The organism is Amycolatopsis sp. FDAARGOS 1241 (assembly GCF_016889705.1).
Lineage (GTDB): Bacteria > Actinomycetota > Actinomycetes > Mycobacteriales > Pseudonocardiaceae > Amycolatopsis.
Genome location: NZ_CP069526.1, coordinates 1,987,676 through 2,002,765, shown reverse-complemented (window position 1 = coordinate 2,002,765; position 15,090 = coordinate 1,987,676). Strand labels below are relative to the sequence as shown.

The following is a 15,090-nucleotide window of genomic DNA, read 5'->3' as shown; positions in this document are numbered from 1 at the left end:
CAACCTCCGCAAGGCGCTGACCAGCAGAGATGATCTCGCTCGCCGACCGGGTGAGCACGTGGCCGACGACGCACTGGCCTGCCGCCGAACACGCGTCCTAGCGTGACGGGAATGGCACCCGAACCCGAGTTGGCCGCCCCCACCCCGTCGGCGATGCGCCGTGCGCTCGCCCGGGCCAGGGACGGGAAGACGCTCGACGTCGCCGAGGCGACCGTGCTGCTGCACGCCCGCGGCGACGACCTGAAGACGCTGTCCGAGCACGCGTCCCGCATCCGCGACGCCGGCCTCGAAGCCGCCGGCCGGGCGGGCGTCATCACCTACAGCCGCAAGGTCTTCATCCCCCTGACCCGCCTGTGCCGCGACCGCTGCGGGTACTGCACGTTCGTGACTGTGCCCGGCCGGCTCGAGTCGCCGTTCCTCTCACCCGACGAGGTGCTGGAGATCGCGCGCAAGGGCGCGGAGATGGGCTGCAAGGAAGCCCTTTTCACGCTCGGCGACCGGCCTGAGTCACGGTGGAAGGCCGCCCGCGAGTGGCTCGACGCGCACGGCTACGACGACACGCTTTCCTACGTCCGCGCGATGGCGATCCGTGTGCTCGAGGAGACGGGCCTGCTGCCGCACCTCAACCCCGGTGTACTGACCTGGCAGGACTTCCAGCGGCTGAAGCCGGTGGCGCCGTCGATGGGCATGATGCTCGAGACCACCGCGCGGCGCCTGTGGAGCGAGAAGGGCGGCCCACACTACGGTTCGCCCGACAAGGACCCCGAAGTCCGGTTGCGCGTGCTCGAAGACGCCGGCCGCAGCTCCGTGCCGTTCACGACCGGCGTGCTGATCGGCATCGGCGAGACCCACGAAGAACGGGCCGAAGCCCTGTTCGCCATCCGCAAGACCGCGCGCGAGTACGGCGGCATCCAGGAAGTCATCGTCCAGAACTTCCGCGCGAAGCCGGACACGAAGATGCGCGCGACGCCCGACGCCGATCTCGAGGAGCTCGCGGCGAACATCGCCGTGGCGCGGCTGGTGCTCGGGCCGAAGATGCGCATCCAGGCGCCGCCGAACCTCATCGGCAACCAGTACGACCTGATGGTCCGCGCCGGCATCGACGACTGGGGCGGCGTTTCACCGCTCACGCCGGACCACGTGAACCCCGAACGGGCGTGGCCGCAGATCGACGAGCTCGCGCGGCGCACCGAGAAGGCCGGGTTCGAGCTGCGCGAGCGGCTGACCATCTACCCCGAGTACGTGAACCTCGGCGAGCCGTGGCTCGACCCGCGCGTGAGCCGGCACGTCGCCGCGCTCGTCGACCCCGCGACGGGACTGGCGCGCGAGGACGCGATGCCCGTCGGCGTCCCGTGGCAGGAACCGGACGGCGGCTGGCAGCAGTCGGGCCGCACGGAGCTGCACACCGAGATCGACACCGAGGGCCGCACCGAAGACCGGCGCAGCGACTTCGACTCCGTGTACGGCGATTGGAAGGAACTGGCGGGCAAGATCAAGCCGGGCCCGCAGAAGTTCGACACCGACATCCTGGAAGCCTTGCGCAGCGCGGAAAAGGACCCGGCGGGCTTGTCGGACGACGCCGCACTCGCGCTGCTGCACGCCGACGGCCTGGAGCTCGACGCGCTGGCGAAGCTGGCCGACGACCTGCGCCGCGACACCGTCGGCGACGACATCACGTTCGTGGTGACGCGCAACATCAACTTCACCAACGTCTGCTACACCGGCTGCCGCTTCTGCGCGTTCGCCCAGAGGCGCACGGACGCCGACGCGTACACGCTGTCGCTGGAGCAGGTGGGCGACCGCGTGGACGAGGCGTGGGCCGCGGGCGCCACCGAGATCTGCATGCAGGGCGGCATCCACCCGGACCTGCCGGGCACCGCGTACTTCGACCTCGCGGCCGAGGTGAAGCGGCGGCAGCCGGGCATCCACCTGCACTCCTACAGCCCGATGGAGGTCGTGAACGGCGCGTCGCGCACGAACCTGTCGCTGCGCGACTGGCTGGTGCGCGCCAAGGAGTCCGGTGTGGACTCCCTGCCGGGCACCGCGGCCGAAATCCTCGACGACGACGTGCGGTGGGTGCTCACCAAGGGCAAGCTGCCGACGTCCGCGTGGATCGAAGTCGTGACCACCGCGCACGAGATCGGCCTGCCGACCACGTCGACGATGATGTACGGCCACGTCGACAACCCCAGCCACTGGGTCGCCCACCTCAAGCTCCTGGCCCGCCTGCAGCGCGCAGGCATGGAACGCAACGGGCGGCGCGGATTCACGGAGTTCGTGCTGCTGCCCTTCATCCACCAGAGCGCACCGATCTACCTGGCGGGGCTCGCGCGTCCGGGCACGACCCTGCGCGAGAACCGCGCGGTCCACGCCCTGGCCCGATTGCTGCTGCACGGCACGATCGACAACATCCAGAGCTCGTGGGTGAAGCTCGGCGAGGAAGGCAGCCGCGCGGTCTTGCAAGGTGGGGTCAACGACATCGGCGGGACGTTGATGGAGGAAACGATCAGCCGCATGGCCGGTGCCGCGAACGGGTCGTACAAGACGATCACTGACATGCGGGCGATGGTCGAGCCACTGGGCCGGCCGTTGAGGCAACGGACGACGGATTACGGGACGCCGTCGGAGGAGCGGATTGCGGCCGCGGTGGCTTCGGATGGGGTGGCGACGGCGGTGAGGAAGCCGTTGTTGCCGCTGTTGACTTCCTGATCGGTGGAAATCGAAATGCCCCGGGGATATCGCCTCGGGGCATTTCGGTGTCCAGGCTCGGCAACGAAACCTCGGATTTGCAAAGCCCCCCGCACCCACGGACCAACCTCCGCCCGGCAGCGGCAGCAGCGGACCTGCACCCAGACCCCGGCCTGCATCTCGCTCCGCCGCCTCCACGCGGTCAGGATAATCGGATCCGGGGTGGAGGCGATCCCGGCGCAAAGTCGCGCGCTAGCGCGACGAGCCGGATGACGATTGCGTGAGCCGCCATCCACAAGACGACGCCCACGGCTCGTTGCGCTGGCGCGCAACATCGCCAGGCGTAGGTCGCGAGAGGCACCCCGATCTTTGAGAGTCACCGCGGTCTGGACCACGTGTTCAAGGCGGGAAAGGAGTACCTTGACACGTGATCCAGACCGCGGAGAAGGCGGGGATCGAGGTGCGGGGCCAGGCCCGGGCGCACTTCGAATCCCGTAGATATCCGGCGGTTGGGTGGCGTGGGGGAAGGTTGTGTGGTCGGCTTGCCTGGACTGGGCTGGCTTGTGATCCCTCACCTAACTGCGATGCGGAAAATGCTTGCGATCCAACGCTTACCGCTTCGTGCCAGAGTCGAGCCATCACCCTCCCCCACCAACCACGGCACCGATCAGCCAAGCACCCGCCGCAACCACGGCACCCGTACCGCCCGGGCCTGGCGGGACAACGCTGCGTCCGGGGCGGAGCCGTCGAAGCCGTGGTAGGCGCCGGGCCAGACGTGGAGTTCGGTTTGGACGCCGGCTTGCAGTAGGCGGGTCGCGTAGGTGAGGACTTCGTCGCGGAAGGTTTCGGCTGTGCCGACGTCCAGGAAGGCCGGGGGGAGGGCCGAGAGGTCGTCGGCGCGGGCGGGGGCGGCGTAGGGCGAGACGCCGGGGGTGCCGCGGGCGGGGCCGAGCAGGGCGGTCCAGCCGATGTCGTTGGCGGTTTGGTCCCACACGCCGAGGCCCTGCATCTGGAACGCCGACGGCGTGTCGTTGCGGTCGTCCAGCATCGGGTACAGCAGCAGCTGGCCGATCAAGGCCGGGCCGCCGCGGTCTCGGGCGAGGAGGGCCGTGGCCGCCGCCAGGCCGCCGCCCGCGCTCGCGCCGCCGATGATCACGCGCGCGGGGTCGAAACCGAAGTCGGCGGCGTGCTCGACCGTCCACTTGAGACCCGTGTAGCAGTCCTCGACCGGTGCGGGGTGCGGGTGCTCCGGCGCGAGGCGGTAGTCGACGGAGACGAACCCGACACCGAGCTCCAAGGCGTACTCCCTGAGCACCAGCAGGTCCCGGCCACGGTGCCCGCCGAGGATCATGCCGCCGCCGTGCAGCCAGTAGAGCACCGGGACGTCCGTGTCGACACCGGCCGGGCGGCCGATGATCAGCGGTACACCGTCGGCGTCCACTTCGGACAGGATGACGGCACCGTCGGCGGTGACCTCGTCGAGCGACAGGTCACGCGAGGCGCGCTCTTCGCGCAGCGCGGGGATCGCGGCGGCCGAGTCCAGCTGCGGCCGTTCTTCCCGCAGCTGGGCGAGCACCACGGCGAGCTCGGGGTCGAACGGCAGTGGCGGGCCCACCTGCGGACGAGTCGCGGTCATCGAAAGTACCTCCCAGGACGTCGTGGCTCTCGCCCGATCATCCTGGCCCGCCGGGCTGCCCCGCCGCCTCCGCCAGGTGGCGGGAATCACCAGCGTGTCAGCCACCCATCGACGGGCCTGACGCCACTTGTCGAAAATTTGCGTAAGTACGTCAAACTCTTGCGATTTCCTGTCGGGAATTCGTATGATCCAGCTCACACAGGTCCCCGCCAGTGCACCCGACCCCGACGAAAGGCGAGTGCTGCTCCGTGTCTCCCCCAGGTGTCTTCAGCGCGCCCGAAAACCGCCCTCCCCAGCGAAAAACGCCCGGAAAACGCCGGATCGCCGCCCTCGCCGCGGCCCTGCTGGCAGCGGGCGGGCTCACCACCCTCACCGTGGTCGCGGCTCCCGCCACGGCCACGACCGGCGCCGCACCCGCGGTGGCCGGACGCGGAGCGACCGTCCCGTTCGCCGAGCAGGAAGCCGAGAACGCCGCCACCACCGGCACGGTGATCGGCCCCGACCGCACGGCGGGCACGCTCGCCGGCGAGGCGTCCGGCCGCAAGGCGGTGACGCTGTCGCGGCAGGGCCAGTACGTCGAGTTCACCCTTTCCGCCGGGGCCAACTCGCTCGACTTCCGCTACAGCCTCCCCGACAACGCCCAGGGCACCGGGATCACCGGCCCGATCTCGGTGTACGTCAACGGAACGCACAACCGCGAGCTCACCCTCACCTCCCGCTACGGCTGGTACTACGGGGGCTACCCGTTCAGCAACGACCCCGGACAGGGCAAGGCGCACCACTTCTACGACGAGGTGCGCACGCTGTTCGGCACCAGTTACCCCGCCGGTACGAAGATCAAGCTTCAGGTCGACGCAGGGGACGTCACCCCGGTGACCGTCGACCTCGCCGACTTCGAACAGGTCGCGCCGCCGGCTGCCCGCCCGGCGAACTCCGTGTCCGTCACCGACTACGGCGCCACCGCAGGCGACACGAGTGACGACGCACCCGCGTTCGACGCCGCCGTCGCCGCCGCGAAGAGCCAGGGAAAACAGGTTTGGCTGCCGGCCGGCTCGTTCACCCTGAACCACCACATCACCGTGGACCAGGTGACGATCCGCGGCGCCGGGCCCTGGTACTCCGAGCTGCGCGGCGCCCGCGCGGGCATCTTCGGCAAGGGTGAACCCGCCAGCTGCAGCACCCCGACGTACCCCGGCAACGCCGCGGTACCCGGCGCCAGCACCGGCGTCGGGCTCTACGACTTCGCGATCATCGGCGAGGTCACCGCCCGCGTGGACTGCGACCAGGCCAACGGCATCGGCGGTGCGCTGGGCGGCGGGTCGGTCGTGCAGAACCTGTGGCTCCAGCACACGAAGGTCGGGCTGTGGCTCGACGGGCCGTTCGACGGGCTCACCGTGCGCGGCAACCGCATCCTCGACCAGACCGCCGACGGGCTCAACCTGCACCAGGGCATCAGCAACACGCTGGTGACGAACAACTTCCTGCGCAACACCGGCGACGACGGCCTCGCGATGTGGGCCGAGCACGACGCCGACCACCACAACACGTTCTCGTTCAACACCGTGTTGCTGCCGATCCTGGCGAACAACATCGCGATCTACGGCGGCCACGACAACACGGTCTCCGACAACGTGGTGGCCGACAACCAGGACCAGGGCGGCGGCATCCACGTCGCCAACCGGTTCAGCGCCGTGCCGATCTCGGGCACCACCACGATCACGCGCAACACCGCGACCCGCACCGGGGTGCTCGACTCCAACTGGCAGTTCGGCGTCGGCGCGCTGTGGTTCGATGGGCGCGACTCGGCCATCACCGGCCGCATCGACGTGGTGGACAACGACCTCGTGGACAACAACTACGAAGGTGTGCAGTTCATCGACGGCGCCACCAGCGACGTCCACTTCGACGGTCTGCGCATCAGCGGCACCGGTACGTTCGCCTGGCAGCTGCAGTCCAAACCGAACGGTACGGTCAAGGACGTCGTCGCGACGAACGTCGGCCGCGCCGGCGTCTACAACTGCCTGGGCCCTGACGCGCTGACCGGACTGGCCGACCAAGGCGGCAACTCCGGCTGGAACACCACGTACTGCGGCTCGTGGCCCACACCCGTGTACAACGGCGACAACGGGGGCACGACCACCCCGACGACCCCACCCACGACCCCGCCGCCGTCCGGCAACCTGGCTCTGCACAAGGGAGTCACCGCCAGCGGCTCACAAGGCGGCTTCCCACCGGCCAACGCCGTGGACGGCAACGCGAGCACCTACTGGGAAAGCACCAACAACGCGTTCCCGCAGACCCTCACCGTCGACCTCGGCAGCAGCACGTCCGTCGGGCGGCTCGTGCTCAGGCTGCCGCCGTCGAACGACTGGGGCGCGCGCACGCAGACCGTCACCGTGCAGGGCAGCACCGACGGGTCGACGTTCACCACCCTCAAGGCCGCCGCCGGCTACCGCTTCGATCCGGCGAGCGGGAACAACGCCACCGTCCCGTTCGCGGCCGCGAACACGCGGTACCTGCGGCTGAACTTCACCGGCAACACCGGCTGGCCCGCCGGGCAATTGTCCGAACTCGAGGCCTACGCGTCCTGACCCTCCCCGGAAATCCCCAAGAAAGGTGAGTGTGCCGAAGATGTCCCCCACCTCAGCACGACCCAGGGCGGCCTTGCTGGCCGCGGCGCTGGTGTCGTCCGGGCTGACCGTGTTCGCGGCCGGCTCGGCCACGCCCGCGGCGGGCGCGACCTGCCCAGCCACAGCTTCCGGCGGCGCCTCGGTGCCGTTCCGGACGGTCGAGGCCGAGTGCAGTGCCACCAACGGCTCGGCAGTCGGCCCGGATCAGACCCAGTCCACTGTGGCCTCCGAAGCATCCGGTCGCCAGGCCGTGCGGCTCGGGCAGGGCCAGTACGTGGAGTTCACGCTGCCGGCCGCGGCCAACTCGATCAACGTCCACTACAACCTGCTCGACGGCAGCTCCGGCCGGATGTCGGTGTACGTCAACGGCACCAAGCTCGGCAGCGGGCTTTCCGTGACTTCGCAGTACACCTACACCGACACGCCGGGCATCCCGGGCGCGAAGACCCACCACTTCTTCGACGACACAAGGCTGCTGCTGGGCCAGAACGCCGCCGCGGGCGCGAAGGTGAAGGTGCAGCTCGACTCCGGTGACGTCGGCCAGGCGACGATCGACCTCGCCGACTTCGAACAGGTCGGTGACGCCGGCGCACAACCCGCGGGATCGCTGTCGGTCACCGGCTACGGCGCCACCGCCAACGACTCCTCCGACGACTCACAAGCCTTCCGCAACGCGTTGCAAGCCGCCCGCCAGCAGGGCAAGGAAGTGTGGGTGCCGGCGGGCCGGTTCGAAATCGGGTCAGCGCTGCAGATCGACCAGACCACCGTGCGCGGCGCCGGCCAGTGGTACACCGTGCTGCACGGCAACAACATCTTCAACAACGGCAGCGCGTCCGGCAACATCAAGCTCTACGACTTCGCCGTGTTCGGCTCGGTGTCCGAGCGCAACGACTCCAGCCCGGACAACGCATTCCACGGCGTGCTGGGCAACGGGTCCGTCGTGTCGGGACTGTGGATCCAGGACACCAAGTGCGGCCTGTGGCTCATGAACGGGGCTTCGTCGAACCTGACGATCGAGAACAACCGCATCCTCGACACGCAGGCCGACGGAGTGAACTTCGACGGCGCCGTCACGAACTCCGCGATCCGCAACAACTACCTGCGCAACAACGGTGACGACGCGCTGGCGCTGTGGTCCAACGGCCAGGCCGACTCCGGCATCACGATCGCGAACAACACCGTGGTGCAGCCGAACCTGGCCAACGGCATCGCGCTCTACGGCGGCTCGAACAACACCGTGAGCGGCAACCTCGTGCAGGACACCAACGCGCTCGGCGGCGGTTACCTCGTGGCCAACCGCTTCAACTCGGTGCCGCTTTCGGGCACGGTCACGGTGTCGGACAACACCGCGCTGCGGGCCGGGGCGCTCGACCCCAACTGGCAGTTCGGCGTCGGTGCACTGTGGTTCGACGCGCGGGACCAGGCCATCTCCGGCGTGAACATCCGCGTCACCGGCTTCACCGCGCTCGACAGCCCGTACGAGGCCATCCAGTTCATCGACGGCAACGGCGCGGGCAAGCAGATCACCGGCATCACGATCGACGGCGTGACGGTGCGCGGCACCGGGACGTTCGTGGCTCAGTCGCAGACGCAGGGCACGGTGTCGATCAGCAACCTCACCGCCTCCGGTGTCGGGGTGGTCGGCACGTACAACTGCCCGTACCCGTCGTCGATTCCGAAGATGACGTTCACCGGCTCGGGCAACAGCGGCTGGACCGGCACGTGGAGCGACTGCTCGAGCTGGCCGGCGCCGAACTCCGGCCCGCCGCAGCCGCCGCAGTCCGGCACCAACATCGCGCGCGGCAAGGCGATCACGGCGAGCGGTTCGCAGGGCGGGTTCCCGCCGGGCAACGCGGTGGACGGCAACGCGAGCACCTACTGGGAGAGCGTGAACAACGCGTTCCCGCAGGCGCTGACCGTCGACCTCGGTGAGGCGTCGGCGATCAACAAGGTCACGCTCAAGCTGCCGCCGTCGAACGACTGGGGCGCGCGCACGCAGACGCTCACCGTGCAGGGCAGCACCGACGGCGGTTCGTGGACGACCCTGGTCGCCTCGCGCGGCTGGAACTTCAGCCCTTCGTCCGGGAACACCGCGTCGGCGAGCTTCGCCGCCACGACACAGCGTTTCGTGCGCGTGACGTTCACCGGGAACACCGGCTGGCCGGCCGGGCAGGCGTCCGAACTGGAGGTGGCCGCGGCCTGACGAACGGGAGGGGGCTCCCCGGTCGGCGGCGGGGAGCCCCTCCTCTCACACAGCGGGCGCTGGTTCGCGTTCGGCAACCTCCGCGGTCCGCCGGGCGCGGCGGCCGAGGTAGAAGATCAGCACGGCGCACACTAGCATCGGCCCCGCCAGCGCGAGGAACACCGCGGACGGCGACCAGGACGCGGTCACGGCCGCGCCGACCACCAGCGGTCCGAGGATGCCGCCGAGCCGCCCGATGCCCAGGGCCCAGCCGACCCCCGTCGAGCGCATGTTCACCGGGTAGACGACGGCGGCCAGCGCGATCAGCGCCTTCTGGCCGCCGCTCACGCCGCAGCCGACGAGGAACATCGCCGCCAGCAGGATCCACAACGGACCGTGGAACACGGGTCCGGTGACGGCGAGGAACACCGCGCCGACCACGAACAGCGTGCCCAGCGAACCGAACGCGCCCAGCCGGTCCATCGCCGGGCCGATGACGAGCGCGATCGCGATGCCGCCCACGGTCGTGAGGCTCGTCGCCGTGACGACCGTGCCGTTCGCGAATCCGAGGCGGGTGAGCATCGTCGGCAGCCAGCTCTGCAACGCGTAGAACTCGCCGAGGTTCACGGCGAACACGATCCACAGCAGCACCGTGCTCAGCACCCCGCCGTTGGCCAGCAGCGCGCGCAGCTTCACGCGCCCGCCGGCTTCCGCCGCCTCCACCGTCACCGGCTGCGTTTCCGCCGGCAGCGCCGCGTCGATGCGACGGCAGAGCTGGTACGCGCGCGCGGGGTCGGCGCCTCGGCCGAGGAGGAACACGAGCGACTCCGGCAGGAACTTCAGCATCAGCGGGATGATCACCAGCGGAGCCAGCGCGCCGACGAGGAACACCGACCGCCAGCCGTGCGAGGGCACGAGCCAGCCCGACACCATTCCGGCCACGACGAAGCCGAGCGAGAAGCCGCAGTAGATCGCCAGGACGAAGCTCGCGCGCACGCGTTTCGGGCTGTACTCGGCGGTGAGCGCGACCGCACTCGGGGCCGCCGCGCCGAGGCCGATGCCCGTGACGAGCCGCAGCACCACGAGCTCCGTGACACCGCCGACCCACACGGACACCAGGCTCGCCACCGCGAACAACGCCGTGCCCGCGATCACGAGCCGCCGGTGCCCGAAGCGGTCGGACAGCGGGGACAGCAGCAGGTACCCGATCATGAGGCCGACCAGCGCCGAGGAGAAGATCGGGCCGAGCACGGCGACCTTGAGTCCCCAGTCCTTCGCGATGTGCGGGGCGAGGTAGTTGATCGCCTGCGTGTCGAAGCCGTCGAAGAACATCACGAGCCCGCACAGCAGCACGGTGCCGTACTGGAACGGGCTGATCTTCTTGCCGTCGACGAACCCGGTGAGGTTCACGCCCGCGCTCACCGCACACCCGCCAGCAGCTCGGCGACCTCACGCGGGTGCGTCAGCGGCACCAGGTGCGGCGCGTCGAGACGCACGACGTGGTCGGCGCCGTCGGCCATCTTCTCTTGGTCGGCCGGGAAAATCGCCTTGTCGCGCTCGCACACCACGTAGATGACCGGGTGCGTGTGCTCAGGTCCCGAACTCGGCCGGGTGTAGGAGACCGCGGCCTGGGCACCCCCTCGCCCGTGCACGGCGGCGAAAACCGGTTCGTCGAGGTCGGCGGCGAGCACCTCGCGGGCGATCGACTCGTCGGCGGTCACATGCAGCGTCCCGTCTTCGCGCGATTCGACCCACTCGACGGGGTGCGGCGAGCGGATGTCGAGGAGCGTCTGCCCGCGCTTCGGGCGGAACGCTGCGAGGAACACGCTGTGGCGCACCCGCGGGTGGTCCGCCAGCTCGGCGACGACCATGCCGCCGTAGGAGTGGCCGGTCAGCACGACCTCGCGGCCGACGCCGTCGACGAGCGCACGCACGTGCGCGACGTCCGCGGCCAGGTCGCCGAGCCTCGCCGGATCCGCTCCCCCGCTGGGCAGCTGGGCCACGACGTGCACGTCGTGGCCCAGCGCCCGCAGGGCATCGGCGACCGGCTGCCAGCTCCACCCGCCGTAAAAGGCGCCGTGGACGAGCACGTAGTCCATCTGATTCTCCTTTGAATCGCGGTGGGGACGGGGTCAGGCGGGAACGCGCGGGTCGGCGGCGGCCACGAACGAGTCGGCCAGGAAGGCTTCGGCCGGCAGGCCGCCGCGGGTGGTGAGCAGGGTGTGCGCGGCGGCGGTCATCGCTTCACTGCCGCACGCGTACGCGTGGTGGGCGGTCAGGTCGGGGTGGTCGGCGAGCGCCGCGTCCTGGACGTAGCCGGTGGCGCCGGTCCAGCCGTCAGCCGGACGCGAAAGCACCGGCGTGAACCGGAACCAGCTGTGGCGAGTGGCCCACCGGCGCGGCAAGTCGGCGAAGTAGAGGTCGTCCTCGGTGCGTGCGCCCCAGTAGAGGTGCACGGGCCGGGTGCGGCGGCGGGCGATCAGGTCGAGCACGATCGACTGGATCGGCGCGAAGCCCGTGCCAGTGGCGAGCAGGAGTACGGGACCGTCGCCGTCGTCGAGGACGAACTCGCCGAACGGCGTCTCGACGTCGAGCGTGTCACCGGGGTGCAGCGAGCCGACGAGCTGCTCCGAGAACCGGCCGCCGGGTTCGGTGCGCACGTGCAGCTGGACCGCGTCGTTGTGGTGCGGCGGGTTGGCCAGGGAGTACGGCCGCGGTTCGTCACCGGGCAGCTGCACCTCCAGGAACTGTCCCGCGCGGAAGGGCGCGCGCCGGCCGATCGCGAACCGCAGGTCCAGCACCGTGACGCGCGGCGCGGGCCGGCGGATGCGGTGCACCACCGTCGTCAGCTTCTTGCGCCGCGGCGGCTCACTCGGTTCGATGCGCCGCGGCCGGATGACGACCGGGCCGCGCGGTTCGGCGCGGCACAGCAGCACGCCCTCGGCCGGTCCGGTCAGCTCACCGCGGCCGCGGACGACGACCGAACCCGCGACCAGCGTGCCGACGCACGACGTGCAGACGCCCTTGCGGCACGAGTACGGGATCGCCCAGCCGGCCTGTTCGGCGGCTTCGAGCACCGTCTGCCCGTCGGCGCACGGGATCTCGATGTCCGTGTCCGCCACGGTGATCGGGGTCGTCATGCGGAGGTCTCCTTCGTTCGTCCGAACAGGCCCAGCGCACGGACCACGGCCGTCGGGTCGGCGAGCCCGCGGCCGGCGATGTCGAACGCCGTGCCGTGGCCGACGCTGCAGAACGGCACGCCCGCGCCCACTGTCAGCGCCGTCGCGGTGCGCCCGGCGAGCAGCTTGACCGGGATGTGGCCCTGGTCGTGGTACTGCGCCACGAACCCGTCGTGGCCGGGCGTGGTGAGCAGCACGTCGGCGCCGGTCGGTCCGGAGGCGTTGACGCCCCGTGCGAGCAGGGCCGCGACGGCGGGGGCGGTGACGCGCTCGTCGTCGCTGCCGAACAAGCCACCTTCGCCCGCGTGCGGATTGATGCCGAAGACGCCGATGCGCGGCGCTTCGACGCCGAACGTCCGCAGGGCATCGTGGAGGGCCTGCCCCGCGGCCGTGACGAGCGCGGGGGTGAGCCGGGCGAGGGCGTCGGCGAGGCGTTCGTGGAGCGTGGCGTGCACGATGTGCAGGCCACCGCCCGAGAGCAGGAGGAACACGTGGTCCTCCGGCACGCCGGTGAGCTGCGCGATCAGCGGCGGGTAGCCGCGGAACGGGATGCCCGCGGCGTGCACGGCCGTCTCCGAGTGCGGGCACGCGACGACACCGCGGTAGCCGCCGTCGAGGGCGAGCGTGACGGCGGTGCTGACGTAGCGGATGGTCGCCGCGCCGGCTTCCGCGCTGAGCACGCCGGGCCGGAACTCGTCCGGGGGCAGGTGCTCGACGTCCACGAGGTCGAGCACCCCGTCCTCGGGCGGCAGGCCGGTCGTGTGGGTCCGCAGCCGGAACCCGTTGGCAGCGGCCGACTCCGCGAGCACGTGGCGGTCGCCGACGAGCACGGGCGGATCCTCGACGCGAGCGGCGGCCGCGACCGCGATCTCGGGGCCGATGCCGTTCGGGTCGCCGATGGCCAGCAGCACGCGGCTCACAGCGGCAGCGCCAGGAGCGTGTCGATCTCCTTGCTGTCGCACACGACGACGCGCTCACGCAGCAGCGCCTGCTCGCCGTCGACGCGGTAGCGATCGACATAACGACCGCTGGCGAACAGGTCGGTCGGGCCACCGCCGGTCACGCGCAGCACGAAGAACGGCGTCTCGCTCTCCACGTCGCCGCCGGATTCGGTGAGGATCGCGGGCTGGCCGAGCATGTGCCGGTACACGTGCGGCTCGTAGATGTTGGCTTCCTTCAGCGCGGACACGCGGTCGTGCAGCATGCCGCGGGTGTCGGCCCAGATCAGGCCGGCGGGCAGGCCGCGGGCGTAGTTGTCGGCCGTGGTGACGCGGTAGTGGCAGTCCTCGGTGAAGTACGTGGGCCAGTCCTCGAGCGGACCGTCGTCGATGCAGCGCGCGTAGCGGGCCTGGGCACGGGCGATGGCGACCTGGTTGTCCATCAGGCACCCACCTCGCGGGTGACGCGGGCGCGCTCGTGCTTGCCGATTTCCTTCAGCGGTGCCTCGTCGTCGGGGACGAAACCCATGGCGTCGCGGTAGGCCTGCCAGAAGCCGCGCACCGAAGCTTCGGTGACCCGGCTCTCGCTCGATTCGGCGGTGTCGCCACCCATCTGCAGGGTCGCGTATTCGCTGGACGCGCCGGCGATGCCGCGCTGTACGAAGCCGCCGATGCCACCGTCCTCCATGGACACGTACCCGGCGGGACCGACCAGGTTGGACTGTTTCATCCGGACCAGCCGCTGCTCGTCGGTGTCGGACTCGAAGCCGAGGTAGGTCCAGTTCAGCAGCGTGTCGTCGGTCGCACGCGGGAGAATTTGCCGCACGGCCACCGAGTTCTGGATCTGCTGCAGCACGAATCCCGGGTAGACGGACAGGATCTGCAGCGTGACGTCGTCGCCGACCTCGCTGAACCCTTCGAGCAGCGACGGGTCCGCGAGCTGGTACTCGGATTCGGAACGGATGTTCTGGTCGGCGTACTCGGTGGTCGCCGCGGCGGTGCGGTCGATCGCCGAGTAGCTCACGTGGTGGCCGCCGGACTCGTCGACGATGATCGCGCCGCGCTGCGAAAGCCGGTTGATGCCGAAGGTCGTGAAGAACAGGTGCAGGATGCTGGCGTGGTAGGAGTCGCGGACGTTCTCCGCGTACAGCTTCCAGTTGTTGGGCAGCCGCTGCGCGAACCGGCCCAGCACCACGGGCTTGCGGCCGCCGAGCACGCGGTCGATGCGGTCGAGGATCTCCTCGCCCAGGTATTCCTCGATGTCGGGCAGGTCGTTGGACAGCGTGCCGAACACCAGGCCGTGGACCACGGCGATGCGCAGCTTGCGCGGGCCGTGGTCGGACAGGCAGAAGTCCGGCGGCATCCCGCCCTTGCCCTTGACGCCCTCGGCGAACGCGACGGCGGTCAGATCGCCCTGCAGATTGTAGGTCCAGGCGTGGTAGACGCACGTGAAATCGCGCGCCTTGCCGTGGTCGGCCATCGCGATGAGCGCGCCGCGGTGGGCACACCGGTTCTCGAAGGCGTACACCTCGCCGTCGACGTCGCGGGTCACCAGCACGGGCTGCTCGCCGATGAACGTCGCGCAGAAGTCACCGGGCTCGGCCAGCTCGGCCTCGAGGCACAGGTAGCTCCAGTACGGGCCGTGGAAGATCCGGTCCTGCTCGGCGCGGTAGACGTCCTCGTCCTGAAACGCCCAGTACGGCACCCGGGTCAGCGACCGCGGCCAGCTGCGATCCGGCGCGCTGCCCGCGGTCGTCCCCGTGAGGCGATCCATCGTCGGTCCCTCCTCGCGGGCGCCGCTCGACAAACCGTGGCGCCCTCTGCTATTGTTCGAATA

General features: G+C 70.3%; 10 protein-coding genes. 3 read left to right on the top strand and 7 right to left on the bottom strand.

What is annotated here, in order from left to right; translation table 11 throughout:
• The first annotated feature begins 153 nt into the window (after positions 1–153).
• Positions 154–2,709, top strand: a complete 2,556-nt coding sequence (locus I6J71_RS09935; protein WP_239155301.1) for a bifunctional FO biosynthesis protein CofGH — start codon at positions 154–156, stop codon at positions 2,707–2,709.
• Between the two features lie 646 nt (positions 2,710–3,355).
• On the opposite strand, the gene I6J71_RS09930 is transcribed toward I6J71_RS09935, so the two are convergent.
• Positions 3,356–4,324 (bottom strand): alpha/beta hydrolase, encoded by a 969-nt coding sequence (locus tag I6J71_RS09930; protein WP_204094455.1) that lies wholly within the window; start codon positions 4,322–4,324, stop codon positions 3,356–3,358.
• A gap of 248 nt (positions 4,325–4,572) precedes the next feature.
• Between I6J71_RS09930 and I6J71_RS09925 the strand changes: the two genes are divergently transcribed.
• Positions 4,573–6,915: a discoidin domain-containing protein gene (locus tag I6J71_RS09925; protein WP_370542106.1), complete on the top strand. Its 2,343-nt coding sequence runs from the start codon at positions 4,573–4,575 to the stop codon at positions 6,913–6,915.
• A 40-nt stretch (positions 6,916–6,955) separates the two neighbouring features.
• Complete coding sequence (locus I6J71_RS09920; protein WP_204094454.1) at positions 6,956–9,157, top strand: discoidin domain-containing protein; 2,202 nt, start codon at positions 6,956–6,958, stop codon at positions 9,155–9,157.
• 45 nt (positions 9,158–9,202) lie between these two features.
• On the opposite strand, the gene I6J71_RS09915 is transcribed toward I6J71_RS09920, so the two are convergent.
• The 6 genes from I6J71_RS09915 to I6J71_RS09890 are packed head-to-tail and all read right to left on the bottom strand — an operon-like array spanning position 9,203 to position 15,027.
• On the bottom strand, positions 9,203–10,558 hold the full coding sequence (locus tag I6J71_RS09915; RefSeq protein ID WP_204094453.1) for an MFS transporter: 1,356 nt from the start codon (positions 10,556–10,558) through the stop codon (positions 9,203–9,205).
• Positions 10,555–11,235 (bottom strand): alpha/beta fold hydrolase, encoded by a 681-nt coding sequence (locus I6J71_RS09910; RefSeq protein ID WP_204094452.1) that lies wholly within the window; start codon positions 11,233–11,235, stop codon positions 10,555–10,557. The genes I6J71_RS09915 and I6J71_RS09910 overlap by 4 nt, the downstream gene beginning before the upstream one ends.
• A 33-nt stretch (positions 11,236–11,268) precedes the next feature.
• A complete protein-coding gene (locus tag I6J71_RS09905; protein ID WP_204094451.1) occupies positions 11,269–12,276 on the bottom strand; it encodes a 2Fe-2S iron-sulfur cluster-binding protein in 1,008 nt (335 codons plus the stop codon).
• Positions 12,273–13,235, bottom strand: coding sequence for a PdxA family protein (locus I6J71_RS09900; RefSeq protein WP_204094450.1), 963 nt, complete (start codon positions 13,233–13,235; stop codon positions 12,273–12,275). Before I6J71_RS09900 ends, I6J71_RS09905 begins: the two co-directional genes overlap by 4 nt.
• Positions 13,232–13,696, bottom strand: a complete 465-nt coding sequence (locus I6J71_RS09895; protein WP_204094449.1) for an aromatic-ring-hydroxylating dioxygenase subunit beta — start codon at positions 13,694–13,696, stop codon at positions 13,232–13,234. Before I6J71_RS09895 ends, I6J71_RS09900 begins: the two co-directional genes overlap by 4 nt.
• Positions 13,696–15,027, bottom strand: a complete 1,332-nt coding sequence (locus I6J71_RS09890) for an aromatic ring-hydroxylating dioxygenase subunit alpha (protein ID WP_204094448.1) — start codon at positions 15,025–15,027, stop codon at positions 13,696–13,698. The genes I6J71_RS09895 and I6J71_RS09890 overlap by 1 nt, the downstream gene beginning before the upstream one ends.
• Positions 15,028–15,090: the final 63 nt, after the last annotated feature.